Raw genomic sequence first — 25,043 nt, forward strand, 5'->3', positions numbered from 1 at the left:
GCATCCTCCTTCAGCTTGGTTTGCCTTCCGCCGCAGCCATGGCATCGACAGCGGCCCGAGTCCAGAAATCAAGATGGTCGAAAGGCCGGATGGCCCGCCTATTCGGCAGACCGAGGCTCCACCCGAGCAATTCGATATGGTCGGTACGCAGAATACCGCGGAATTCTCCCCACTGTGCCGATTCAACGGGCACCATGCCGTCATTGGCTGCCGGAATTGCCCGTCCAAAGTATCGTAGCCAGAAGGGTTGCTCATCGAGTGGACGATGACCGGCATAGGACGAGTAGACCACGTCAGAGCGATCCGGGATGGGTGCGGCGGAACGTGCCTCGGGGGTCAATTCACTCAAGCCAGGATTGCCAATGTGCCGAACCCAGGCTGGAATCACTCCACGTGATTCGAGCACCCATGTTGCCACGGGCGTGCCGCGATGCGGCGTGGCAACGGTAAGCAGACTTTTTATACGCCGATCGGGATCAAGATAGGCAATCAGATGACGGGCATCCAATCCCCCCATGCTGTGTGCTACCAACGCAAAGGCTGGCGCATTACTGCTGAAAAGCTGCTGCGCGAGCGCCTCCGCACGTTCGACTATCGTTCCGGAGGGCGGTACTTCCGGTATGAGAGGAATAATATGCACCCGGCGCAATGCATGCTCGACGCCACGAAAACACTCAATCGGTCCGCGACGCGAAAAACCAAGAAAACCATGCAACAGTGCCAGCGTGGGGAGGACCATAAACATGCTCGCTATAGGATAATCCATCGAATATTCGCACCATCACGAACGCCCATGCCTGAAATAATAACGACAAAGGTGCATGCGTGCGGCATGGCCGCATTATGCGGCAACATACATTCCTATTTCATATTATATGATTTTTCGGATTTGCGCGTTGTCCACGCCAAATTAGCCATTCCGAGAGGTTGCGCTTTGTGCTGTACCCCCAAAAACCCGCACTGTGTCCGTTCAACCATCGGATTTAGTTTAAAATGCTCGAACCAAATTGCATTGAAGAGCAAAGGTGAAGATACACTACGACATCGAAGGTAAGATCGCCCTGGTTACCGGCGCAAATCGCGGAATTGGCAAGGCGATAGTTGATGCTTTCTTGCATCATGGCGCGGCAAAAATCTATGCCGCGGTTCGCAATCTGGATTCTGCCGCTCACTTGGTCGAGCGCTATGGCAGCAAGGTGGTTCCCATCCAATTGGATTTGATCCGGCCGGAAACCATCGTAGCCGCCGCGGAGACTGCGAAAGATGTCCAGGTAGTGGTTAATAATGCAGGCGTTTTTATCGCCTCAACCCCCATGGATGATGAGGCTGGCAATTCGCTTGAGCTGGGAATGAAGATCAATGTACTGGGTCTTATCCAGATGGCGCAAGTTTTTGCCCCCATTCTCAAGATAAATGGGGGTGGAGCGTTGGTGCAGCTTAATTCGATTGCATCGCTGAAGTGTTCTGCCAATTTTGCGACGCATTCTGCTTCCAAAGCCGCTGCCTATTCCATCACACAGGCGTTGCATGAATTGCTGGGTCGACAGGGTACGGCAGTTCTGAGCGTACACCCTGGCCTCATCGCTACCGATATGAGTGCTGCCGCGGGCCTGGGCGGAGCCGCGGAACCCGCATCGCTTGTTGGTGAAGGTATCGTCACCGCACTGAAAGCGGGAGATTTTCATCTTTTTCCTGACTCGATGGCCAAGCGGATTGGAAGTGCCTATCAGCATTTTTCAGAAAGCATAATAGAAACCGATATTTCAGAATATCGACCGGTTAAAATTTAATAGCGGAAATAAGCCAGCGATCAACCACCGGATTGGGATCATTCACCTTTTTACGTTTTCTGGTTTTTCGCGGTCTGAAGCATTATTTTGAAGGAGTATCACTATGGCGCATAACTTGTTCAATACGCGGAAAGTGCTTCCTCTCGCCGCTGGCAAGAAAGCAAAGTTCTATTCTCTTCCCGCTTTGGAAACGGCGGGTTTGGGAAAGATTTCGCGGTTGCCGGTTTCCATTCGCATCGTGTTGGAGTCGGTATTGCGCAATTGCGACGGCAGGAAAATTACCGAAGCCCATGTGAAGCGCTTGGCAGGCTGGCAGGCCGCCGCCGCGCGGACGGATGAGATTCCTTTCGTTGTATCCCGCATCGTATTGCAAGATTTTACGGGCGTGCCACTACTCGTGGATCTGGCGGCGATGCGCGGCGTGGCAAAGAAAATGGGTAGCGACCCCAAGCTTGTTGAACCGCTTGTGCCGGTTGATCTGGTGGTTGACCACTCCGTCCAGGTCGATTACTACGGTGACAAACAGGCGCTCAATCTCAATATGGAAATCGAATTTCGCCGCAACAACGAGCGCTATCAGTTCATAAAATGGGGCATGCAGGCATTTGATACATTCAAGGTGGTGCCCCCCGGAATTGGTATCGTGCACCAGGTGAATCTGGAATATCTTGCCCGCGGAGTACACCAGAAAGACGGTGTAGTGTATCCCGATACGTTGGTTGGGACTGATTCGCATACCACCATGATCAATGGCATCGGTGTAGTCGGCTGGGGTGTTGGCGGGATCGAAGCGGAGGCTGGAATGCTGGGGCAACCGGTTTACTTTCTTACGCCGGATGTGGTGGGGGTGAATCTGACAGGCAGGTTGCGTGGCGGGGTTACCGCCACCGATCTGGTGCTCACCGTTACCGAGATGTTGCGCAAAGCCAACGTGGTGGGCAAGTTTGTGGAATTCTTTGGTGAAGGCACCGCATCGCTGCGGGTCCCCGATCGCGCCACGATCGCCAATATGGCACCTGAATATGGCGCCACCATGGGATTCTTTCCGGTGGATGATGCCACCATCGAATATTTCAGGGGTACGGGCCGCAGCGATGAGGAAGTTGCCCTGCTTCAATCCTACTTCAAGGCTCAGCGGCTGTATGGGATTCCCCGCAAGGGCGACATCGATTACACGCGTGAACTGGAGCTCGATCTGGGCACAGTCGCCCCCTCGCTGGCCGGCCCGAGGCGCCCTCAGGATCGGATCGAGATCGGCAATATCAAATCCAAATTCACTGAACTTTTCGCCAAGGCCATTATGGAAGGGGGTTATGGTAGAAAGGCAGCGGATTTGAGCCAAAGTTATCCAGTGCGCGGCTGCGATGACCTCCATAACGCCATGGAGGCCATCACTGGCAGCTCGAACGGTCATGCGGTGCGGCCGGGCACCGAAAGGAATATTACGGAGATGGTCGACAACCGTCCGATACTGGTAATGGAAGAAGTGCCATTATGTATACCGGAAGCCCCGTTTAACCTTGGTCACGGCGATATTCTAATCGCGGCAATCACGTCATGCACGAACACTTCGAACCCCAGCGTACTGATCGCCGCCGGCTTGCTGGCAAAGAAAGCGGTAGAGAAAGGGCTGACGGTGAAGCCGCATATCAAGACGTCGCTTGCTCCCGGATCAAGAGTGGTGACGGAATATCTCACCGCTACCGGCTTGCTGCCCTATCTCGAAAAACTCGGCTTTAATCTGGCGGGCTACGGTTGCACGACTTGTATCGGCAACTCCGGACCTTTGTCGGAACCCATCGAAGAAGCTGTGGTAACACATGATCTGGTGTGTGCCGCGGTGCTCTCGGGTAATCGTAATTTCGAGGCAAGAATTCACCCCAGCATCCGCGCCAATTTTCTCGCGTCTCCACCGCTGGTGGTGGCGTACGCTATCGCGGGCACCATACTCACGGATTTGATGACGGAACCGCTGGGTTTCGGCGAGGACAATAAACCTGTCTGGCTCGGTGATGTCTGGCCGAGCGAGGACGAAATTCATGGGTTGATGAAATTCGCCGCCAACGCGAAAACGTTTCGCCGCCTCTACAGCAATCTCACCAAGAATCATCCGTTATGGAACAATATATCCTCGGTTTCGGGGCAGGTGTATGATTGGCCAAAATCCACCTATATTGCCGAACCACCGTTTTTCGAGAATTTTTCCATGCAGCCGGAACGCCCCGGCGCCATACGCAATGCGCGCGTACTGGCCATATTCGGCGATTCCGTCACTACCGATCACATCAGTCCCGCAGGCTCTATTAAGGATACTTCGCCGGCAGGTCAATACTTGCTGGCAAGCGGTGTTTCGAAGTCGGATTTCAACAGCTACGGGGCACGCCGCGGCAATCATGAAGTGATGATGCGCGGTACTTTTGCCAATGTACGCATCAAAAATCTGATGATACCCGGCAGCGAAGGAGGCGTCACCCTGCATCAACCGGATGGCCGGCAGATGAGCATTTACGATGCTGCCATGAAGTATATTGCGGATGGAGTGCCAACGGTGGTATTTGGAGGCGAGGAGTACGGCGCTGGCTCCAGCCGTGATTGGGCCGCGAAGGGAACTCAGTTGCTCGGTGTCAAGGCGGTAATCGCCCGCAGCTTTGAACGTATACACCGCAGCAATCTCGTTGGGATGGGCGTGTTGCCATTGCAGTTCAAGGACAATGCCAGCGCCCAGTCGATGGGCATCAAAGGCGATGAACAATTCGATCTTCTGGGCTTGGATGATATCCGCCCGCAGCAGAGCGTAACACTGGTGATTCATGGCAGTGATGGTTCGCGCCGCGAAATCGGTTTATTGAGCCGAATTGATACCGCCATCGAGGTGGACTATTACATGCACGGCGGCATATTACCTTACGTTCTCAGGGATCTCATGAAATCCTGAAAAGGAGCGTGCATCTTAACGCGACAAGCCGGACTATACAGCTAAAACCAAGATCAGGGGGAGGGCGAATTTGGTTCCTGCTGAATAGTCCGGGGTTCTCCTCAATTTACAGCCCAGAGTTCCTTACTGATGCGGTATTTGGGCGCTGCCGGCGCGGGATCGGAAATCTCGCGATGAGGTAAGAGGCGTCCGTATTCATTGTTTACCACTGCGTAACATTCGCATATGGAATCTTCCAGTTCCTCGCGGTCCAAGACGGTGATATGACCACGGCTATATCGAATTGCTCCGATCGTCTGAAGCTTAAGCGCGGCTTGAGTCACGCTTTCCCTGCGCACGCCCAACATGATCGCTATCTGCTCGTGCGTCATTTGTAACTCATTGCCCGACAATCGATCCAGACTCATCAGCAGGAAACGGCCCAGTTGTTGCTCTATGTTATGGTGCCGGTTGCACACGGCGTTCTGTGCGGTTTGGGTAATCAGCGCCTGGGTGTAATGCAACACCAGCCGCTGAAATTTTCCGCGTGAATCGAATTCCTTCTTCAATATGTTCGCCTTGATTCGATAAGCCGCCCCTGCGCTCTGGACTACGACCCCGCCGGGCATGCCGCCGCCGCCCAAGAGGGTCGAAATACCGGTAAGGCCCTCGTTGCCGATGATTGCAAGACGCACTGAAGTGCCATTTTCCACGCCATATACCGGTGCAACGATGCTGGTGGTCGGAAAATACACGTGATTGATGGAAGCGCCGGGTTCATAAACTACCTGCCCCAACGACAAGAATGTGAATTCAAGGTACGGTAGAAGTCTCGCATAATCTTCCGTAGGCAGGGCCGCAAGAATTCGGTTTTGCTTCGGGCTTTGCAGTGAAAACATAATGAAAATACCTCCATATGTTATTGCTGTTTTGCCAAAGTCTATCCTTCGACCATGACGCTGTTAAGACACGTTTCAAGAGCAATCGGGGCAGTCAATCAGCTGCGCAGGATCAGCGCTATCGCCATGTGCCTTGGGTGCGATGTTTTTTTTTACGTTGATTACCTCCATCGAGTGAATGCTAGCAGCCGCAAATTTAATGCTTTGCTATCGGACCAGATTTTTTTAGGCGGCCTACACCCATTGAATGACAGGTATCATTCAATAGATAAAGCATTTATCATGCCAGAAATAATTATCTATATAAAACAGGAGATTAATATATAAGATAGGAGAAAATAGGCAGTTACTGTTGCTTCTCAGCAACGTGAAAGTGGTGAAGTTATGTAAACTATTGATAATAAGTATTTAGTTTGTGTCTCCAAATAGCGACGGATAAAACTAAAAATAATATCAATATGTTGCATGAGGTGAGGAATGTTCTGATTTCGTACTTAATCTGCCTGTATTCAGATCGTTAACCCCGAATGTCATGCTGGTAAACTTTACATGGTCGAACGCGTTACTAAAAAAAGGATTACACATTTGATAGAAAAAAGCATGATTTCAGTTCCGCGTGCCATTATTCTTGCCATTCTATTAAGTAGCCTTTCCGGTTGCGTCATGTTCGCTCCCCGCTATCAGATCATGCATCGCTATGAACCGCCCACAGACCCCGCAAGTGGGATATGCCTGGAAAAATGCACGCAGAAGCTGGAGGGATGCCAGCAACGTTGCACATCCATTTACCAGTCATGTCTGAAGCGTATAGAACCGCTGGCGGACGAGAGATATAACAAAGCGGTACAGCGCTATGAGAATGAGCTCAGCAGCTACCGGCAGCGGATGAATTCACGCTTTCTCGGTTGGGGCCGCGCTGGCCTGGGGTGGGGCGGTTCCGCCTGGGGATGGGGCGGATCGCCATGGGGATGGGGCGGATCGCCGTGGGGATGGGGAGGGCCCTATTATGGGCTGGGATATTCTTATCCTTTCTATTATCCTGCACCGCCAATCAGGCCAGATCGTAACAGGGAGTTTGATCGGCTGCGCTATGAACAATGCGAGGTTGAATGCGGCTGTCAATCGGTCCAGGACGCATGTTTCTTAAGTTGCGGCGGCAGGAAAATCGTGGAGGAGCGGTGTATCGCGAATTGTCCAAAATTGAAATGATTCCGGCTGATATTTCTTTGGAGACGAATTTAGGATCAACCGGGGTCAGATTTATATAGATACTTCCAGGCTGTCTATCAGTCGGGTTTTACCCAGCCGCGCAGCGCCAAGGATCACCATATCGCCATCATCCTCTTGCGCTGGAACCAGCGTATCGCGTTGCAGCACCGCAATGTAATCCGTTTTCCAGCCATGAGCGTCGAGCTCTTCTTTTGCGTTTTGCCGCAATGCATGAGAATTTCTGTTGCCGTTCTCTATTTCCCATTTGATTTGCGATAAAACTCGATAAAGCCGCACTGCCTCGATACGTTCTTCGTTTGACAGGTAGCGATTACGGGAACTCAACGCCAGATTATCCGATGTGCGTATGGTTTCCCCTGCGATGATTTCCAAGGGTAGATTGAATTGCCGCACCAGTTCACGCATGATATGCAGTTGCTGGTAATCTTTTTTTCCGAAAATCGCCACGTGGGGTTGCACGATATTGAAAAGCTTCAGTACGACCGTTGCTACCCCACGGAAAAATCCGGGACGAAACTCGCCTTCCAGCATATTCGCTACCGGTGGAGGTTCCAACATAAAGTCCTGTCGCACGGGGTAAAGGCTTTTCTCATCGGGCGAGAAAACAACGTTAGTGCCTTGATTCTTTAATAGCTCACAGTCATCCGCCAGAGTACGCGGATACCGATCAAAATCCTCTGTCGGTGCAAATTGCAGGCGGTTAACAAAAATACTCGCCACTACGCATTTCGCGTTTCGTTGTGCGATCCGAATCAGCGATAAATGGCCTTCGTGCAAACCACCCATGGTGGGAACAAAGGCAATGGAAGATTCCCGCTGGAGGCGGCGGCGCAAGGATGAGATCTCGGTGATAATTTCCACTCTGTTTGTAACTCAGAATACATGCTCCGGCCCGGGAAACTCTCCAGTTTTAACTGACCTGACGTAATGCTCTACCGCCTCATGGATGCTGCTTGCACCGATCATGAAATTCCTCATGAATCGGGCTTTCTTGCCGGAATAGATACCTAGCATGTCATAAAGTACCAATACTTGCGCCGAGCAATCCACGCCGGCGCCAATGCCGATGGTGGGGATGGATAGTTTTCTGGTAACTTTTTTGGCGAGCGCAGCGGGAACAACTTCCATCAGCAGCATAGCCGCCCCCGCCTTTTCCAGGGCGACCGCGTCTTCCAACAATTGTTTTGCCTGGTGGTCTGTTTTACCTTGTACCGTGTAGCCACCCAGTTGATTTACCGATTGCGGTGTCACGCCGATATGAGCGCAAACCGGGATACCGCGCCGGGTCAGGAATTCAACGGTTTCCGCCATGACGCAGCCGCCCTCGATCTTGACCATATTGGCACCCACGGCCATGAGTTCGGCGGCGTTCTCAAATGTGTCTTCGGGGGCCACCTGGGAGGTACCGAACGGCATATCAGCCATGATGAATGCTTTGCTTGAGCCGCGTGCCACACAACGTGTGTGATAAATCATGTCATCCAAAGTGACGGGAAGGGTACTCTCTTCGCCCTGGAGAACGTTACCTAGCGAATCACCCACCAGCAGAATATCGACACCGGCATTCTCCAGCAGCGCCGCAAAACTCGCATCGTAACAGGTGAGGATGGCAATTTTTTCCCCATCGTCACGCATCTTTTGTAGATCACCTTGTGTAGTACGCATAACTAAACTCCTAGAGTCCACGATTGAAATATTCCCGAGGGCTGCGCATCTGTTCCAGTTGTTGCAACAATAGATCGAAATCTTCCTGACTATCGACGAAATTGAGATTCTCGCTGTTGATCATCATGACTGGCGCATCCTCGTATTGATGAAAGAAGCGAGTATAACTTTCAGCCAGCCGCCACAGGTATTCTTGAGAGATGTTTTTCTCGAAGGTATTGCCGCGCCGCTTCACCCGTTCAATCAGCGTGGCGGGAGAAGCCTGTAAATAAATCACCAGGTCGGGTGGCGGAACCTGGAGTTGCAAGTGACGATAAATTTGCTGATAGAGTTCATACTCGGCATCGCTTAGCGTAAGGCGGGCAAACAGTTGGTCTTTGTCGAGCAGAAAATCGCTTACGGTTACCTGGGTGAACATATCCATTTGCGCAAAGCTCTGCAATTGATTCGCTCGCTGGAATAGAAAAAATAACTGCGTCGGCAGGGCATAGCGGGAAATATCGCCATAAAATTTTTCAAGAAATGGATTTTCGCCGGGCTTTTCCAGCAACAGCGCGCCGTTCAGGTAGTTTGCCATGCGTTGCGCCAGACTGGTCTTGCCTACGCCTATGGGCCCCTCGACGACAATGTAGCGGTATTTTTCCAGTTTCATTTATTCTTGTACCACTCTCTGTTCCGTGCAAGCAGCCAGCAACTCGCCGACTGCCCCATGTCCCGGAACACGGCAATCCGGTGCAATTTCCAGAAGCGGCTGCAATACGAATACACGCTGGTGCATACGGGGATGAGGCAGGATCAGATCGCCTTCGTCGCATTGCAGATCACCATACATCAGTATATCCAGGTCGAGCGTTCGCGGAGCGTTGGGATATTCGCGCACGCGTCCATGGGAATGCTCGATCTCAAGCAGTGCTTTGAGCAGGGCGCGTGGAGCGAGGGTGGTTTCAATTTGCGCCACCGCATTGATGAAATCAGGCTGGTCAAGCCACCCCACCGGCGCGGTTCGATAAAATGCGGAGTGTTTCAGCAAGCGGCAGGCGGGAAGTTTCGTCAGCTCATTAAGGGCCTGACGTACATGGGACGCCGGATCATCCAGATTACTGCCCAGTGCAATAAAAGCCTGTTGGACAGGCTGCGGTACAGAAGATGACATTTATTTCACCATATCCGCGGCCTTATGGTCGCTTACGGCATCGCTGGACGCTGATTTGGAGCGGCTACGGTTTCTTCTCCGCTTTTTTTGCATCTCATCCTTGAGCAGCATGGCTTCGCGTTCACCGGAGCCGACGCGCTGAAATGCCTCCCACCATTTGCCCAGCTCCATGTCTATCTCGCCGCTTTCGCAACGGAGCAGCATAAAATCATACGCGGCCCGGAAGCGGGGGTGTTCCAGCAAACGAAACGGCTTGCGGCCCGACCTGCCGGTAAAACGTGGCTGCATAGCCCAGATTTCCTTCATAATGGCATCGTAACGATGCGGAATCGCGAGTTTTTTATTTTGTACCGCCAACACGTCATCCATGGCTTGATGCAGCGCGAGGATCGTTTTTTCTCCGGCGCCTTGACGGTTATTCCATACCGCGAGCACTTCATGCCATAACAGAGCCGCGAACAGGAAGCCGGGAGATACAGGTTTTTCCTGCTGCACGCGCTCATCGGTATTCTTGAGCGCAAGTGTGATGAAGCGCTCACCCAGTGGTTGCTCCAGTATCACGTCAAGCATGGGCAGCAAACCGTGGTGCAAGCCGCGTGTGCGTAAATCGATCACACAGGCCAAGGCGTGACCGGACAGCAGCAGCTTTAACATTTCGTCGAATAGCCGTGACGGCGGTACGTTCTGCAATAATGGAGCAAGGTCGCCGATAGGCGCGGCGGTGTCCGCGTCTATCTGCATATCCAGTTTAGCCGCGAGCCGGACTGCCCGCAGCATTCGGACCGGGTCCTCCCGATACCGCCGCAAGGGATCGCCAATGATACGCAAGCGCTTCGCCTTGATATCTTCATAGCCGTTCAGGTAATCCCAGATTTCTTCATGGACGGGATCAAAGAACAAGGCGTTGACAGTAAAATCGCGCCGTTTCGCGTCCTCTTCCTGGCTGCCGAATACATTGTCCCGCAAAAGGCGTCCATGTTCGTCAGCATGCACGTTGGCTGTGGCCCCATCGTTCTCGCTAGTCAGCGTATCCCCGCGGAAGGTCGAAACTTCGACTGTTTCGGCACCGCACATTACATGCACCAGGCGGAAACGACGGCCGATAATGCGTGAGCGGCGGAAAAGGGCGCGCACTTGCTCAGGTGTGGCATTAGTAGCGATATCAAAATCTTTCGGATCCAGTCCCAGCAGCAAATCGCGAGCTGCGCCACCCACGACGAAAGCGGAGTATCCGGCTTCCTGTAAGCCTGAGGTAACTTTCAGCGCACAGGGATTGATGTGTTCGCGCGTAATGCCATGCTGCTTACGCGAGATGATGTGTACACCGGCGGGCGGGCGGGAAGCGGAAATGGAAGTAGATGGCTTGGTGCCGAAAACGCGATGGAGAAATTTACGGATCATTACGAAATTTGAGAAGCATCAAGGACGGATTATACACCCGGCATCGTTTCGGGTACGAAATGCCGCCCATGGTTCACAACGATCTCCTTAATATTGCATTGGTAAAGCGCCTCAAGATTGGACTGGTTGAGTGTCTCTTCCGTGCTTCCGCTGATAGCCTGACCATTATCAAACAACATCAAAACATGATCGCAAAAACGGCTTGCCCAGCTAATATCATGTAGCACCATCACCACCAGCGCGCTACCTTGTCTGGCCAGTGCGCTAAACAGCGTCATGGCAAGAAGCTGGTGGCGCAGATCCAGATGTTGCAGGGGTTCGTCCAGTAAATAGCATACTGGCGACTGTGTAAGCAATAAAGCGATACGCGCTCGCTGCCGCTCGCCACCGGAAAGGGTAATAAGCGGCCGATGGGCGAGGCTGGTCAATTCCATTTGCTCAATGGCTTGTAGTGCCATGTCCCGGTCAACGGCGTTCCAGCCAAACATATTTTTGACATGAGGATAGCGCCCCAGTAATACATATTCGTATACGCTGCCCCAGAATTCGCCGGGTTCTTCCTGCAACATGACGCCAAGCTTACGCGCAAGCTGGCGCCGGGACCAGGTTTGTGGCGGCTTCCCTGCCACCATGACGGAAGACTCGTTTCCGTTGCCGACGGGATGCAAGCCGCCTAACGCATGTATCAATGTCGTCTTACCACAACCATTCTGGCCGAGTATGGCCCAACATTCGCCCGGTTTGACAGTCAAGCTTAAATTGCGGCACAGCTGCTTGCCGGGATATTGCAGGGTTAGATTCTGGGCTTGTAGAAACATCGTTGATATCCGGCTAAATCCTCATGTCCATGTTGAGATTCGGGAACGGCTGCAAGCAAGCGATAGTCTGCTAGACCCGCAGGTATTCGCTCTTCCGCCCCAGCCAGCGCTGGAGATGGCGATTCGCGGCCTCCGGGTGGTCGCGGAGCAATTCCTCGGCGGCGGTACGGGCGTTATCGAGCAGATCCCCGTCATATTCCAGATCAGCGAAGCGCAGCATAGGTATGCCACTCTGGCGAGCACCCAGGAATTCGCCCGGACCGCGGAGCCGCAGATCCTGGCGCGCGATTTCAAAACCGTCATTATGTTCAAAGATAATTTTGAGCCGTTCCTGAGCGGCTGCGGACAGAGGTTTCTGATACAGCAATATGCATATGCTGGCTTCCGCACCCCGGCCCACACGACCTCTCAACTGATGCAATTGCGATAGCCCCATGCGTTCGGCATGCTCAATCACCATCAGCGAAGCATTGGGTACGTCTACGCCTACCTCGATCACCGTCGTTGCAACCAGCAATTGGATTTCACCTTGTTTGAATGATTCCATCACCGCCGATTTTTCCTGGGCGGAGAGCCGGCCGTGCACCAGGCCAATTTTCAACTCCCGGAAAGTCAGGCCTAATGTTTCATAAGTTTCCAGCGCTGTTTTAAGCTGCAAGGCATCGGATTCTTCAATCAGCGGACAAACCCAGTAGGCTTGCTTTCCGGCGCGGCAGGCTTCCTGGATACGTGCGGTCACTTCATCGCGGCGGGTGTCCGCGACCAGTTTAGTCAGCACTTCGGTCCTGCCGGGCGGCAATTCAGTTATCACCGACATATCCAGATCGGCGTAATAGCTCATCGACAGCGTGCGTGGAATAGGTGTCGCGCTCATCATTAATTGATGCGGCACGGAATCTGTTTTAGCTCCTTTCATTCTCAACGCCAGCCGCTGATGCACGCCGAAGCGATGCTGTTCGTCGATAATGGCGAGTCCGAGCCTATTGAATTCTACCTGCTCCTGGAACAATGCATGCGTACCAATGACGAGCATGGCACGGCCTTCAGCGATATCGGCGAGCGCGGCCTCCCGTTGTTTCTTTTTCTGATTGCCGGATAACCGGGCAATCGTAACTCCCAAGGGAGCAAGCAGCGGCCCCAGCCAACCTGAAAGCTTCTGATGATGTTGTTCAGCCAGGATCTCGGTTGGAGCCATCAATGCGGCCTGACAATCATTTTCAATTGCCTGCAACACAGCCAATGCGGCGACAATGGTCTTGCCGCAACCCACATCGCCCTGCAACAGCCGCTGCATTGGATAAGATGCGGCAAGATCGCGGCTGATTTCGGCAAATGCTTTTTCCTGACCGCTGGTGAGTTTGAAAGGGAGCGATTCCAGCAACGCGTTGGTCAGTTTGTTTTTGTTGAGTAGAGCAGAGGCGCTATGGCTTCTGCGCTGGCGATAATGCAGGCGCATGGATAATTGTTGGGCCAGCAGCTCATCGAATTTTATCCGCCGCCAGGCTGGATGCGTGCGTTCCTGCAATAGGGCGGCTGATGCATCCGGTAATGGCTGATGCAAGAAAATGACGCTGTCGCTGAAATCCTGCAATCGATAGTGCCTTAAAATCGTGTCAGGCAGAGTTTCCGCGAGAGTACTTTGCCGCTTGCCGCTTGCCGCTAACCGCTGTAGCGTCCGCCGGACCAGTTTGCGTATCGTTTCCGAGGAGAGTCCTGCCGTGGCCGGGTAGACTGGCGTCAGCGCGTCGGCCAATGGCTCGCCTTCATGTACGATGCGGCATTTGGGATGAACCATTTCAGCACCGAAAAAACCCGGACGCACTTCTCCCAGCAAGCGTACCCGTGCGCCGGGGGCATATGCCTTTGCCTGGCTGCCGTAAAAATTGAGGAAGCGCATGAAAAGTATGCCGCTCCCGTCTTCCACCTGGCATACCAGTTGGCGCCTCGGGCGATACATGACTTCACTGTGGATAATGACGCCCTCAACCTGCGCCGTCTTGTTTTCAGGCAGGTCGTTGATGGGATAAAGATGCGTTTCGTCCTCGTAGCGCAGTGGTAAATGCAGCAACAGATCGAACTCATTGGTGATGCCAAGTCTGGCGAGTTTTTCCTGTACTATCCTGCTGGTAAAACAGGCACCCGGCGTGGAGTCGACGCCGGTATTATGCTTCACTCCTGCAATACCATTACCGCGTCCATTTCCACTAACGCCCCGCGTGGAAGCGCCGCCACGCCTATCGCCGCCCGCGCCGGATAAGGCGAAGTAAAATAGCTCGCCATGATTTCGTTCACTCTCTCAAAATTGGCAAGATCGGTCAGATAGACATTCAACTTGACAATATCACCCAGACCGCCGCCGCTCGCTGCCGCCACTGCTTTCAGGTTCAAAAAAACCTGCTGGATTTGTCCCTCGACCCCTACCACCATCTGCATGGTAAATGGATCCAGCCCGATCTGGCCGGAAAGATAGACGGTATTCCCTCCGTCGACGCGTATCGCCTGAGAATAGGTACCGATGGCCTGGGGTGCGTCGCCAGTTTGAATCGTCTTTTTTTTCATTTGATCTCCTTTGAGTGGTTGAATAGCGGTTTTGTGGCCCAAGCGAAGTAGAAGGCTCGCAAATTTGAATTTATAACAGTGTTCTTTACGATATGATGAAGGGAACGGATGCATATTTCAACCGGTAAAACCATGACCGGCAATCATTACAAAAAAAGAGGTGTCGGGCCGTGCATTCTGGTATCCCAATACATGGCCGTGGGGAATTCAGCGCGGAGCGATTCCCGCTACCGACTCGTTCTTACCCGAATTCATGCCCATCGAAAGGTGAGCTGATACGGACTTACACTCATAACATTTATAACCCATGCAGAAACTAATCATCCAGGGTGGCGTACCGCTTTCCGGCGAAGTTCGTATTTCTGGCGCAAAGAATGCCGCATTGCCCATTCTATGCGCTTCTCTGCTTACCGGCGAGGCGCTGACCATCGAAAATGTTCCGCATCTCAACGATGTCACCACCATGCTGAGGCTTCTTGGGCAAATGGGCGTCAGCATTGCGGCGAATGGCAAAGTAACAGAATTGACTGCCGGACATCTTTCCCATCTTGTTGCACCTTACGAGATGGTAAAAACCATGCGCGCCGCAATTCTGGTATTGGGTCCCATGCTCGCGCGCGCGGGTGCGGCCAGGGTATCGTTGCCCGGCGGTTGCGCCATCGGTTTGCGTCCGGTTGACCAGCATATCAAGGGTTTGCAGGCTATGGGCGCGAAGATTGATATCGAGCATGGCTACATCCACGCGCAAGCGAAACGTCTTACCGGTGCCCATATCGTCATGGATATTGTCACCGTTACAGGGACCGAGAACCTGATGATGGCAGCGACCCTGGCCGATGGAACAACCGTGCTCGAGAATGCGGCACGCGAGCCGGAAGTATTGGATCTGGCAAATTGCCTGATTGCGATGGGCGCGAAAATTCATGGCGTCGGCAGCGATATCATCACCATTGAAGGCGTTGAGAAGCTGCACGGCGCTATGTACCGCGTCATGGCCGACCGCATCGAAACCGGCACATTCCTGGTGGCGGCTGCCGCCAGCGGCGGCGAGATTCACCTCACGGAGACACGCTCCGATACCCTCGATGCGGTACTCGACAAGCTAATGGAAGCGGGTGCCGCCATCGAATCAGGTGAAGACTGGATACACCTGAAAATTAATAATCCATTGAAATCCGTAAACCTGCGTACCGCGCCCTATCCGGCTTTCCCTACCGACATGCAGGCGCAGTTCATGGTATTGAACAGTGTTGCCGCCGGGACCTCAATCATTACCGAAACCATATTTGAGAATCGCTTTATGCACGTGCAGGAATTGAAACGCATGAACGCCGATATTAAAGTGGAAGGCAATACTGCCGTAGTGTGTGGCGTGCCCCGTCTGGATGGCGCCAGTGTCATGGCCACCGATCTGCGCGCCTCCGCCAGCCTGGTGTTGGCGGGATTGATCGCGAAGGGCGAAACGGTCATTGACCGTATCTATCACCTTGATCGCGGCTATGAGCATATCGAGGACAAATTATCGTTGCTGGGAGCGAGAATCAGACGAGCAGATTGAGGTATGGTAGGCTTTGCCTTTTCCCATGCTGGCGGGATACAGAATTCCAGGGATCAGGTGAGGAAAGGGTCATGCGTTTAGCCGCTCTGTTTCAGGGAATTGTCATGGCGAGGCGAAATCCCAGGTAGCGCATGCGCTTCGTTGTATCAAACCAGTTGCGCGTCGTGGCGCGCATATCCTGCGGTCTGTGATTCCATGAGCCACCATAAAACAGGCGTTTTGCGCAATTGCCCTGCCAGCAGGTGCCGGTCCATTGCCATACATTTCCCATCATATCGTATAGGCCGAAAGCATTTGGCTTGAAGCTGCCCACCGGTGCGGTCCTTCGGTTGTCCCACTCGCTTCCGCAGCCATCGCAATTCGCATGATTACGGCCGACATCATCCCCCCAGTAATATTCCGTAGTGGTACCGGCGCGCGCGGCAATTTCCCACTCCTCCGCGCTCGGCAGGCGGTAGGCTTTGCCGGATTTGTCCGACAGCCATTGAATATAGGTTTGCGCGTCGTTCCAGCTTACGTTGATCACCGGCCTTTTGCCGCGTCCCCAGCCGTTATCCGGGGGCTGGTATCCACCACAGCCACCGTCCGCCACGCAGGCATCCCATTCATCAAAAGTTACAGTGAACTTGCCGATGGCAAATTTATACCCTGGAATGGATATGAGTTCGGGGCAATCAGTACACGCGTTATTCCCTTCACCTTGTTTTTTGCCTCCATGCCGCTTGATTCCCTCATCAACTTGGGCCACCCGCTGGGCTTCGATCCTTTGGAAAAGGATATCGCTTTTTTCGAGTTCTTCCTCAACTAACGCCCCATTACTTGCGTTGCTTCTCTCGGACGCCTTCTTTGTTATCTGGGCTGGTATTTCCGCATTCAAGACATTGGCATCGTGTTCGCCGGCTAGCGCGGAGGCGGCCGAACGGGCTTCTGCCGATGCTGTAAAGATTAAAATGAGCAGATAGGTATAACAAACCGATTTCATGAATGCCATTCTAAACAATAAAGTTGGGAGTTTCAGTGCGTTTACGTATATAAGCCCACCAGGGAGCGCAGCGGGTGCCTACATGGTAGCCGATGCTAACCGCGTATGGCGAGAAATTGCTGCCTTGGGCGCGGGCAGTTTGGGCGATTCAGCCTGGCCTGGCGGTGAACCTATCACCGGCTCAGGCTTATTATCGGTACGACTTATTTAGTCTTGACCCGCAACACCATTTTATCATTCGACTGAAGCACATCCACCCTGCGCAGGAAGTTTTGTCCAAGCAGTGCTATATTACCCTGGATGCCGATACCTACGCTGAGACCTTCCACTACGATGCCTCCCGCTTCAATCGTTTGCCCGGCGACTATTTCCCCCATGACCGTACCATTCGGCGTCGAGAAGTTTGCGGGGATACCGCCAGCCAGGCCGGAGCGCAGTGCAATGTCGCGATTGATTGAAACCATGCTGGCGCCTGTATCCACCATAAAGTTGACTGCATGGCCATTGATCGCACCCCGCACATAGTAGTGTCCATCCCGCGATCTCGGGATTACCACTTCTCCGGCAGCAAGCTCTGGACTCGCTACCGCGATCGTGGGCTGCTGGCGCGCATCAAAATAAAGATAAACCGCGATGGAGATCGCCATCCAGATCGCAAGAGCAGCGATGTAGCCCGAGGGAAATCGGCTACTCATCTTCGCAGAAGGTTCTCGGCTTTAGGCAACAAAAAAAATCTTTGGATGGCGTAACAAGATTCCTGCAGCATGGATACTCTGTGAAGGTAAAAAAAATTTGAATCATTGCTACATTTCCAGGGGCATGAACGGATCAACATAGGGATTTTATGGCGCGGGAAATTCGTCTGCTATCATCCGCTGGGATCGGCGATACGTATATTGCGGAGCTGTATGTGACCGTGTTCAGTTAAGGGCTCACGATGATTTTATTATCTCTGAATTTACCAGAATTGTATTGAAAAGCCATGTCCTTCGAGAAACGCCATATAGCGATGGGGATATTTTTATTTTTTTATGTGTGGGCTACCGCACTGAGCCATTTGGCGATGGTGCGGATTATTTGAACGACAGCAATGTTGCTGGATCAACAGGAGGCAATCATGGAATTTTATCCGGCATTAAGGGCAGCATCATTGGTACTCGCGGGCGCGCTGATTGTCAGCGTCGCCAGCGTAGGGATCCTACAGGCGAAAGAATGCGATATGCCGGACGAGATAGCCGCGGGGGATTCCGCCGCCGTAAGGGACGAATGTCCGAATAAGGGCGCGGAACAGAAAAAGCAGCCGAAAAGCACCATGAGCTCGACCGGCAGTAAGCCGGATAACTCCAGATACAGCACCGATGGTATTGAAAGGTATGACGACGACAAGGAATATACCGGTACGGGCCCCAAGCTCGAGGGCCGCTATTAGCCGCCGGCGGTAAGGAGAGGCGGCGATTGGATCGATATGTGCTATCTAATTCTATAGATCCAATAACAAATCACCGGTTGATCGGTTTATACCGGATTCGCTTTGGTTTTGCGCCTTCCTCACCCAGCCGCTTGCGTTTATCGGCTTCATATTCCTGGTAATTGCCATCGAAGAACGTAACCTGCGAATTGCCTTCAAATGCGAGAATGTGGGTGGCGATGCGGTCTAGGAACCAGCGGTCATGTGAGATGACCAGCACACATCCGGCAAATTCCTGCAAGGCATCTTCCAGCGCGCGTAGGGTTTCCACATCGAGGTCGTTGGAGGGTTCGTCCAGCAGCAGGACATTGCCCCCCGAAATAAGCATTTTTGCCAAATGCAGCCGTCCGCGCTCACCACCGGAAAGATTACCGACGATCTTTTGCTGATCCGCGCCCTTGAAGTTGAAACGGCCGATATAAGCGCGTGCGGGGGTTTCATATTTACCGACGGAGAGAATGTCGTGGCCGTCGGAAATAGTATCGAACACGGTTTTGCCGCTTTCCAGCGTATCGCGGGATTGATCCACATGCGATATTTTGACGGTAGTGCCGATTGCTATCTCGCCGGAATCCGGCTGCTCTTTTCCAATGATCATGCGGAACAAGGTGGATTTGCCCGCGCCATTGGGACCGATAATGCCGACGATGGCACCAGGCGGTACTTTGAAGCTTAAATTATCGATCAGCAGTCGATCGCCGTAAGCCTTGGAGACATCCTTGAATTCGATGACGTCGTTGCCCAGCCTGTCGGCAACGGGAATGAAAATTTCCTGTGTCTCATTGCGCTTCTGGTACTCCTGCGAGTTGAGTTCCTCAAAGCGGGCAATACGGGCTTTGGATTTCGCCTGCCGTCCCTTGGGGTTTTGCCGCACCCATTCCAGTTCCTTGTGGAGTGCCTTACGACGCGCCGATTCCGTCGATTCCTCCTGTTTCAGGCGGGTTTCCTTCTGTTCCAGCCAGGAACTATAGTTACCCTTCCACGGAATGCCGTGACCGCGGTCGAGCTCCAGAATCCACTCCGCGGCGTTGTCGAGGAAGTAGCGATCATGCGTGACCGCCACTACCGTGCCGGGGAAACGGGTAAGAAATTGTTCCAGCCAGTCCACCGACTCGGCATCCAGATGATTGGTCGGTTCATCCAGCAATAGCATGTCGGGCTTGGATAGCAGAAGTTTGCACAGGGCGACACGGCGTTTCTCGCCACCGGAAAGATTCTTGACGATGGCATCCCATTCAGGCAGACGCAGCGCATCGGCGGCGATTTCAAGCTGTTGAGCGCCATCTCCGCCGCTCGCGGCAAGGATGGCTTCCAGCCGGACCTGCTCGGAAGCCAATGCTTCAAAGTCGGCGTCCGGTTCGGCATAAGCGGCGTAGACTTCTTCCAGTTTCTGCTGTGCGCTGAATACCTCGCCCAATCCCTCTTGTACAGCCTCGCGCACGGTCTGCTCGGGGTTGAGCTGCGGTTCCTGCGGGAGATAGCCGATTTTGAGGCTGGGCATCGCCGTCACCTCGCCTTCGATATCCTTGTCCACCCCTGCCATGATTCTCAGCACAGTGGATTTGCCGGAACCGTTCAGGCCGAGCAACCCTATCTTTGCGCCGGGAAAGAAGCTGATCGAGATATCCTTGAGGATCGCGCGCTTGGGCGGAACGACTTTGCCCACGCGGTTCATGGTGACGACGTATTGAGCCATAGATAGGTGTTAGCGTGAGTATGGTTAATTACTCAAGTTTAACCTATGGAGGCACTGCGTATAAGGCCTTTGTCACCAAAATGAAAGGATTAACAGGTTTTTACGCTCCAGCTTCTTATATACTGGCGCGTTACTGGCGAGCGATGAAATATTTTGCGACATCTTGCAGGTCACTTAGATCGACAGTACCCGCCGCTCTACGCAAACGCAGATATCCTAGGAGATAGCTGTAGCGCGCTTGTGTCAGATCGAGTCTTGCCCTGAACAGTTGTTGTTGCGCGTTGAGTATATCGATATTCGTCCGTGTACCGCCTTTAACACTTTTCTGGGTCGCATCGAGCAGAAAGGTTCCGGAGTTGACTGATTTCTCAAGCGCGTCGATTCGGCGCGCACTGGTCAAGGTCAGATTGAATTGCTTGCGTAGTTCGATCAATACCTGATTGATCTTGGTTTCGAGATCAGCCTTGGCTTTTTCATGGTTCGACACGGCCTGGCTGGTCAGGGCATTGACGCTGCCGCCCGCGTACAATGGCACATTCACCTGAACACCGATGCTGCGGGTAAATGTATCCAGGCCGAAGAATACGATATTGTCGGACTTGGTTTTGGTGACGCTGGCGATAACGTCAAGACGCGGCGCATGACCGGCGCGCTGCTTGTTGATTTCCTGGCGTGCAATTTCGACCGCATGGCGCTGGGCGGCGATTTCCGGATTGTTCTCCAGGGCGATGGCTTTCCATTCATCGAAGCCGCCCGGTTGCATCGGCTTCACGCGAAAATCATCCAGTAACGGATCCAGCGCCGTGATTTCATCACCAACAATAGCCGCAAGCACATTACGGGCATTCGTCAGACTATCACGTGCTTCGAGTACTTGCGCTTCGGCCAGATCGAATTTTGTCTGTGTTTCCAGCATCTCCGTTCTGGTACCCTCGCCCTTTTCGAACATGCGATCATTCGCCAACCGTTGATCCGCAAGTGCACTCAACTGCGACACCGTCAGTGCCAACTGATCTTCCGCATATCTAGCCTCGGCATACGCGCTGACAAGACGTACGATCAAGTCCTGGTTATTCGTAATAAACTTGGAATCACTCAGACTGGTTTGGGCAATACCTTGCTTATACTTGGCAAGCGCTTCCAGGTTGACAACCGGTTGACGTAACTGAATATTGGCGTTCTCACTGCGATAGGTCAGGTGCTGTGTGATGGTCCCCCGCGTGATATCCCCCATGTTTTCACTGGTTGTATAAGCTCCCGACAGCACGGGGAGCAGGCTGGCGCGTCCCACCGCTTTGAATTGCTGACCCGCCTCGTTTTCGTGAATCGCCGCGCGATGAGCGGAATCATTCATCAACGCCGCGTCATAGGCTTCGATCAGCCCCAATGCCGATACATTATTTATCTGAAATAGAGCCAGGATGCCCAAGCTTGAAACAAGCCAATGGCGGAGTGAAACTACACGCATCTCTATTCTTCTGTCATTGACATTTTAATATGGTCAAGTATCGGCTTCAGTATGTAATTCATCATTGTTCGTTCGCCTGTCTTCACGAATAGCTCCACCGGCATGCCGGGTCGTATCTGCAGATCAGCAATCATCTTCATTCCTTCCGGTGCCACTTTGGCTCTTAGCTTGTAATACGGCAGCCCGGTTTGCTCATCGACAAATCGATCCGCGGAGACGTGTGTTACAACGCCTGGCACATGTGGAGTCAGGTTTCGATTGAATGCGGAGAATATCAGCTCTACCGGAAGATCAGGATGTACCTTGTCAATCAAATGCACTGGCAAGTGCCCCTCGACGTCCAGTGCATCTTCGCTTGGCACAATATCCATCATTCTGAAACCGGGACCAATCACGCCACCACGTGTAAAGACATTCATTCCTACCACCGTTCCATCCACAGGTGCTTTCACCAGGATGTTTGCCAGGTCGTAATCCAGCCCGGTCAGCTGATGGGCAAGCGCCTCCGCTTCTTTTTGTATATCGGATAATTGGGATCGGACTTCCTTCTGATATTCCTGCTGACGTTGCATACGATGCAGCTTCAACTCGGCAATCTGCCGTTGCCCACGCCCAATATTGCCAATATCCTCTGAGATCGCACCGCTGATTTGTGCGTAGGTTCGCTCTAGCTCCAGCAAGCGATTACGGGCTACATACCCTTCTTTGGCCAGGTCGCGCATTCCGTCCAGTTGCTCCCTTAAAAACTCCAATTGCTGTTTTTTATTGTCCCGTGATTCTTCCAACCCGCTGGTTTGTAATTTGAGTCCAGAGATGTTTTCATCAATTGCCGATAACTCACTTTCAATTCCCATCCGTCGCGAGTTAAACAGATGCTGCTGCATATTAATATTGTTGGCGACACGCGGATCACTTTTTACGCTTTCCAGCTCTGGAGGAAAGACGATAATCTTCTCCCCATCGCGTTCAGCAATCAAACGAGCCTCTGCTGCACGCGCGGTAAAATACTGGACGCGCATCATTTCCGCATTGGCCTTGGCCTGCACGCTATTCATACGCACCAACACCGCCCCTGCCTTAACCACATCTCCTTCTTTCACGAGAATATCTTCGATCGTACCACCTGTTTGATGCTGTATTGCCTTCCTGTTTGTCGATACGGTAACCGTCCCGCTGAGTGGAACCCCCTTATCCAAAGGCGCAAACGATGCCCACACTAAAAAACCACCGACGCCAGCCACGACAATCCACCATCCGAGACGAATGTAAAAACGCGCATCGGTATCTATCCCTGAAGGCATCACTTCCTCGGAGCCGGCATGAGTAGCCGCTGCGTGCTTGCCAAACAGCTTCATCATCGTCGTCAGTTATTCCCCAATCCGTGACATGGTCCGGTAATCCCTTTTAACAAAAGTATTCCTCCACATCTGTATCGGTGACCGCTCACCTTCATGGAGTGAATCTGTGGCTCGTTGTGCTACTTAACCATGTTGCACCTGCTGTAACGGTTGCTGACTTACTTTGGCCAATCTGGCCAATACCTGATCGCTTGGGCCAAACAATTGTGCTTTTCCATCGCGTAGCAGCAATAATTTATTGGTGGCGCGAAGGACGCTACTGCGATGGCTAATCATTACAATGGTTTTTCCACGACTGTGTAGGTCATTAATCGCCGCAATCAACGCCTGCTCACCCATTTCATCCAGATTTGAATTCGGCTCGTCCAAAACGATTAGCGAAGGGTCGCCGTACATTGCCCGTGCCAGACCAAGTCGCTGTTTTTGCCCGCCTGATAGTCCGGCCCCGCCATCTCCCAGGAGAGTATCGTAGCCTTGGGGAAATTGCAAAATCATGTCATGCACCCCCGCACGCTTGGCTGCCAGTATCACTTTTTGCGAATCAATCTCACCAAAACGAGCGATGTTCTCGCTAACGGTTCCGGCAAACAGCTCAATATCCTGGGGCAAATAACCCATATGGGGACCCAGCTCATCTTTATTCCATTGATAAACATCTGCACCATCCAAACGCACTTCACCCATCGCAGCCGGCCAAATACCGACCAGCAATCGTGCCAGGGTGGATTTACCTGCTCCACTGGTTCCAATGATCCCGAGTACATCTCCGGGCTCAATTGCAAAACTCAGGTTCCTGAGAATAGCCACTTTAGAGCCGGGAGGTACTGCTGTCACCGCTTCGACCGAAACTTGCCCAAGGGGTTTGGGCAGGGACATTCCCGCTTCACGCGCTGGATTGGCCTCCAACAGTTCATTCAAGCGTTGGTAAGCACTACGTGTGCTACTCCAGCTTTTCCATATCCCGATCAATTGCTCAACCGGGCTCAACGCTCTGCCCATCAATATGGCGGCTACAATCATCATCCCCGGTGTAATCTTGCCTTCCAACGCAAGTAGCGCCCCCAGGCCCAGTATCAGCGATTGCAACGATAAGCGGACAAACTTTGTGATCGCACCGATGGTTCCGGTCTTTTCGCTGGCTTCCGCTTGCAATTGCAGGAAATGGCTATGCAGCTTGAACCAGCGCGATATCAAATTAGGCAACATGCCCATTGCCGCTATTACTTCTGCATTGCGCAAGTTATTGGTCGCCAGATTGCTTGATGCCACTGCCATGGCATTGGCGTCTTCCAGTGGTTTTTTCGACACCGCCTCATTGACAAAGGCCAGAACAACCAGCACCGCCGTTCCAATCAGCGCAAACATACCCAGTAACGGGTTAAACAGGAAAATGACGGTCAAATATATTGGGAACCACGGCGCATCGAAGAAGGCAAATAAGCCTTGACCTGTTAAAAACTGGCGGATAGCCGTGAGATCCTGCAATGCTTGCCCGGCATTACCACCCGCACGTTTCAGATTCTGCTCAAAGGCCGCTGTATAAATCCGCTTGTTCATCGTCACATCAAGCTTTGCGCCAACCCGGATCAGCACAAAGCTGCGTATAAACTCCAGTGCGCTCATGAACAGATAGGCCCCGAGCACTATCAATGTCAGCATCAACAGCGTTGTTTCGTTGCGACTGGCCAGGACACGATCATAAACCTGCAACATGTACAGGGCTGGCACCAGTAACAGCAGATTGATAATGGCGCTAAAAATGCCGACGGTTCTGAATGCCCCCTTGAAACTTACGAGGGCTTGCGCAATCTCGGTTTGGGGAATTTTGAGCTGGTAACTCATTCAACCTCAATTGGCATTGTTGAGCACAACAAAAAACGCAATTTGTTCCCCATCCTGACCTTGGCAAACAGGAAGCAAGAACCTCCGGCATGCACCTGTACACCGGATCCTGCAATGAACTCGGGCCTGGGTCGGGATGAAAGGCGAAACTGGCCAGTCATTCTCTAAGCTGGAATTCTGTTCAATCCGTGGGTAGGCGTGTAAATCCACAGCCCCATGCGGTCGGTCACTCCAAGTCTTTC

General features: G+C 52.7%; 21 protein-coding genes. 5 read left to right on the forward strand and 16 right to left on the reverse strand.

The window, feature by feature from the left end; translation table 11 throughout:
* Nucleotides 1-10: 10 nt before the first annotated feature.
* Nucleotides 11-745 (reverse strand): triacylglycerol lipase, encoded by a 735-nt coding sequence (locus SQ11_RS10750; protein ID WP_156972470.1) that lies wholly within the window; start codon nucleotides 743-745, stop codon nucleotides 11-13.
* Between the two features lie 280 nt (nucleotides 746-1,025).
* Between SQ11_RS10750 and SQ11_RS10755 the strand changes: the two genes are divergently transcribed.
* Nucleotides 1,026-1,790, forward strand: coding sequence for an SDR family oxidoreductase (locus SQ11_RS10755; RefSeq protein ID WP_198140851.1), 765 nt, complete (start codon nucleotides 1,026-1,028; stop codon nucleotides 1,788-1,790).
* Between the two features lie 103 nt (nucleotides 1,791-1,893).
* Complete coding sequence (locus SQ11_RS10760) at nucleotides 1,894-4,725, forward strand: aconitate hydratase (RefSeq protein WP_041514181.1); 2,832 nt, start codon at nucleotides 1,894-1,896, stop codon at nucleotides 4,723-4,725.
* A 101-nt stretch (nucleotides 4,726-4,826) separates the two neighbouring features.
* Here SQ11_RS10760 and SQ11_RS10765 read toward each other — a convergent pair whose 3' ends face one another.
* Complete coding sequence (locus SQ11_RS10765) at nucleotides 4,827-5,603, reverse strand: Crp/Fnr family transcriptional regulator (protein WP_041514182.1); 777 nt, start codon at nucleotides 5,601-5,603, stop codon at nucleotides 4,827-4,829.
* A 600-nt stretch (nucleotides 5,604-6,203) separates the two neighbouring features.
* Between SQ11_RS10765 and SQ11_RS17580 the strand changes: the two genes are divergently transcribed.
* Nucleotides 6,204-6,812: a hypothetical protein gene (locus SQ11_RS17580; protein ID WP_198140852.1), complete on the forward strand. Its 609-nt coding sequence runs from the start codon at nucleotides 6,204-6,206 to the stop codon at nucleotides 6,810-6,812.
* 51 nt (nucleotides 6,813-6,863) lie between these two features.
* Here the strand turns inward: SQ11_RS17580 and panC are convergent, their stop codons facing one another.
* From panC to SQ11_RS10815, 8 genes are all read right to left on the reverse strand, one after another.
* Entirely contained in the window at nucleotides 6,864-7,694 is an 831-nt protein-coding gene (panC, locus tag SQ11_RS10780; protein ID WP_041514185.1) for a pantoate--beta-alanine ligase, read from the reverse strand.
* Between the two features lie 12 nt (nucleotides 7,695-7,706).
* Entirely contained in the window at nucleotides 7,707-8,498 is a 792-nt protein-coding gene (gene panB / locus SQ11_RS10785) for a 3-methyl-2-oxobutanoate hydroxymethyltransferase (RefSeq protein WP_041514186.1), read from the reverse strand.
* Between the two features lie 10 nt (nucleotides 8,499-8,508).
* On the reverse strand, nucleotides 8,509-9,150 hold the full coding sequence (locus tag SQ11_RS10790) for a deoxynucleoside kinase (protein ID WP_041514187.1): 642 nt from the start codon (nucleotides 9,148-9,150) through the stop codon (nucleotides 8,509-8,511).
* Nucleotides 9,151-9,651: a 2-amino-4-hydroxy-6-hydroxymethyldihydropteridine diphosphokinase gene (gene folK / locus SQ11_RS10795; RefSeq protein ID WP_041514188.1), complete on the reverse strand. Its 501-nt coding sequence runs from the start codon at nucleotides 9,649-9,651 to the stop codon at nucleotides 9,151-9,153.
* On the reverse strand, nucleotides 9,652-11,052 hold the full coding sequence (pcnB, locus tag SQ11_RS10800) for a polynucleotide adenylyltransferase PcnB (RefSeq protein ID WP_041514189.1): 1,401 nt from the start codon (nucleotides 11,050-11,052) through the stop codon (nucleotides 9,652-9,654). It lies immediately after the preceding gene.
* A 29-nt stretch (nucleotides 11,053-11,081) separates the two neighbouring features.
* On the reverse strand, nucleotides 11,082-11,870 hold the full coding sequence (locus SQ11_RS10805) for an ABC transporter ATP-binding protein (protein ID WP_041514190.1): 789 nt from the start codon (nucleotides 11,868-11,870) through the stop codon (nucleotides 11,082-11,084).
* Between the two features lie 70 nt (nucleotides 11,871-11,940).
* Nucleotides 11,941-14,043 carry an ATP-dependent DNA helicase RecG gene (gene recG, locus SQ11_RS10810; protein ID WP_084226820.1) on the reverse strand — a complete coding sequence of 701 codons (2,103 nt, stop codon included), beginning with the start codon at nucleotides 14,041-14,043 and terminating at the stop codon, nucleotides 11,941-11,943.
* Nucleotides 14,040-14,429 carry a RidA family protein gene (locus tag SQ11_RS10815; protein WP_041514191.1) on the reverse strand — a complete coding sequence of 130 codons (390 nt, stop codon included), beginning with the start codon at nucleotides 14,427-14,429 and terminating at the stop codon, nucleotides 14,040-14,042. Before SQ11_RS10815 ends, recG begins: the two co-directional genes overlap by 4 nt.
* Nucleotides 14,430-14,736: 307 nt before the next feature.
* Here SQ11_RS10815 and murA point away from each other — a divergent pair, with 307 nt between their 5' ends.
* Entirely contained in the window at nucleotides 14,737-15,987 is a 1,251-nt protein-coding gene (gene murA / locus SQ11_RS10820; protein ID WP_041514192.1) for a UDP-N-acetylglucosamine 1-carboxyvinyltransferase, read from the forward strand.
* Nucleotides 15,988-16,078: 91 nt separating this feature from the next.
* Here murA and SQ11_RS16495 read toward each other — a convergent pair whose 3' ends face one another.
* Together SQ11_RS16495 and SQ11_RS10830 are read right to left on the reverse strand one after the other, a co-directional pair.
* Nucleotides 16,079-16,969, reverse strand: a complete 891-nt coding sequence (locus SQ11_RS16495) for an SUMF1/EgtB/PvdO family nonheme iron enzyme (protein ID WP_084226821.1) — start codon at nucleotides 16,967-16,969, stop codon at nucleotides 16,079-16,081.
* Nucleotides 16,970-17,172: 203 nt separating this feature from the next.
* A complete protein-coding gene (locus SQ11_RS10830) occupies nucleotides 17,173-17,664 on the reverse strand; it encodes a TIGR02281 family clan AA aspartic protease (RefSeq protein WP_232297972.1) in 492 nt (163 codons plus the stop codon).
* A gap of 422 nt (nucleotides 17,665-18,086) precedes the next feature.
* On the opposite strand from SQ11_RS10830, the gene SQ11_RS10835 reads away from it, so the two are divergent.
* Entirely contained in the window at nucleotides 18,087-18,398 is a 312-nt protein-coding gene (locus SQ11_RS10835) for a hypothetical protein (RefSeq protein ID WP_156972471.1), read from the forward strand.
* 70 nt (nucleotides 18,399-18,468) lie between these two features.
* On the opposite strand, the gene ettA is transcribed toward SQ11_RS10835, so the two are convergent.
* From ettA to SQ11_RS10855, 4 genes are all read right to left on the reverse strand, one after another.
* Nucleotides 18,469-20,133: an energy-dependent translational throttle protein EttA gene (gene ettA, locus SQ11_RS10840; protein ID WP_041514194.1), complete on the reverse strand. Its 1,665-nt coding sequence runs from the start codon at nucleotides 20,131-20,133 to the stop codon at nucleotides 18,469-18,471.
* A gap of 130 nt (nucleotides 20,134-20,263) precedes the next feature.
* Nucleotides 20,264-21,601 carry a TolC family outer membrane protein gene (locus SQ11_RS10845; RefSeq protein WP_041514195.1) on the reverse strand — a complete coding sequence of 446 codons (1,338 nt, stop codon included), beginning with the start codon at nucleotides 21,599-21,601 and terminating at the stop codon, nucleotides 20,264-20,266.
* A 2-nt stretch (nucleotides 21,602-21,603) separates the two neighbouring features.
* Nucleotides 21,604-22,959: an HlyD family type I secretion periplasmic adaptor subunit gene (locus SQ11_RS10850; protein WP_232297973.1), complete on the reverse strand. Its 1,356-nt coding sequence runs from the start codon at nucleotides 22,957-22,959 to the stop codon at nucleotides 21,604-21,606.
* 123 nt (nucleotides 22,960-23,082) lie between these two features.
* Nucleotides 23,083-24,801: a type I secretion system permease/ATPase gene (locus SQ11_RS10855; RefSeq protein WP_041514196.1), complete on the reverse strand. Its 1,719-nt coding sequence runs from the start codon at nucleotides 24,799-24,801 to the stop codon at nucleotides 23,083-23,085.
* Nucleotides 24,802-25,043: the final 242 nt, after the last annotated feature.

This window comes from Nitrosospira sp. NpAV (genome assembly GCF_000832065.1).
Taxonomy (GTDB): Bacteria; Pseudomonadota; Gammaproteobacteria; order Burkholderiales; family Nitrosomonadaceae; genus Nitrosospira.

What these genes read in the sequence shown, in the direction of transcription:
- SQ11_RS10750 (WP_156972470.1), bottom strand. Translation starts at nt 745, where the DNA reads ATGTTTATGGTCCTCCCCACGCTGGCACTGTTGCATGGTTTTCTTGGT.
- SQ11_RS10760 (WP_041514181.1), top strand. Translation starts at nt 1,894, where the DNA reads ATGGCGCATAACTTGTTCAATACGCGGAAAGTGCTTCCTCTCGCCGCT.
- SQ11_RS10765 (WP_041514182.1), bottom strand. Translation starts at nt 5,603, where the DNA reads ATGTTTTCACTGCAAAGCCCGAAGCAAAACCGAATTCTTGCGGCCCTG.
- SQ11_RS17580 (WP_198140852.1), top strand. Translation starts at nt 6,204, where the DNA reads ATGATTTCAGTTCCGCGTGCCATTATTCTTGCCATTCTATTAAGTAGC.
- panB (WP_041514186.1), bottom strand. Translation starts at nt 8,498, where the DNA reads ATGCGTACTACACAAGGTGATCTACAAAAGATGCGTGACGATGGGGAA.
- SQ11_RS10790 (WP_041514187.1), bottom strand. Translation starts at nt 9,150, where the DNA reads ATGAAACTGGAAAAATACCGCTACATTGTCGTCGAGGGGCCCATAGGC.
- folK (WP_041514188.1), bottom strand. Translation starts at nt 9,651, where the DNA reads ATGTCATCTTCTGTACCGCAGCCTGTCCAACAGGCTTTTATTGCACTG.
- pcnB (WP_041514189.1), bottom strand. Translation starts at nt 11,052, where the DNA reads ATGATCCGTAAATTTCTCCATCGCGTTTTCGGCACCAAGCCATCTACT.
- SQ11_RS10805 (WP_041514190.1), bottom strand. Translation starts at nt 11,870, where the DNA reads ATGTTTCTACAAGCCCAGAATCTAACCCTGCAATATCCCGGCAAGCAG.
- SQ11_RS10815 (WP_041514191.1), bottom strand. Translation starts at nt 14,429, where the DNA reads ATGAAAAAAAAGACGATTCAAACTGGCGACGCACCCCAGGCCATCGGT.
- murA (WP_041514192.1), top strand. Translation starts at nt 14,737, where the DNA reads ATGCAGAAACTAATCATCCAGGGTGGCGTACCGCTTTCCGGCGAAGTT.
- SQ11_RS16495 (WP_084226821.1), bottom strand. Translation starts at nt 16,969, where the DNA reads ATGAAATCGGTTTGTTATACCTATCTGCTCATTTTAATCTTTACAGCA.
- SQ11_RS10830 (WP_232297972.1), bottom strand. Translation starts at nt 17,664, where the DNA reads ATGAGTAGCCGATTTCCCTCGGGCTACATCGCTGCTCTTGCGATCTGG.
- SQ11_RS10835 (WP_156972471.1), top strand. Translation starts at nt 18,087, where the DNA reads ATGGAATTTTATCCGGCATTAAGGGCAGCATCATTGGTACTCGCGGGC.
- ettA (WP_041514194.1), bottom strand. Translation starts at nt 20,133, where the DNA reads ATGGCTCAATACGTCGTCACCATGAACCGCGTGGGCAAAGTCGTTCCG.
- SQ11_RS10845 (WP_041514195.1), bottom strand. Translation starts at nt 21,601, where the DNA reads ATGCGTGTAGTTTCACTCCGCCATTGGCTTGTTTCAAGCTTGGGCATC.
- SQ11_RS10850 (WP_232297973.1), bottom strand. Translation starts at nt 22,959, where the DNA reads ATGATGAAGCTGTTTGGCAAGCACGCAGCGGCTACTCATGCCGGCTCC.
- SQ11_RS10855 (WP_041514196.1), bottom strand. Translation starts at nt 24,801, where the DNA reads ATGAGTTACCAGCTCAAAATTCCCCAAACCGAGATTGCGCAAGCCCTC.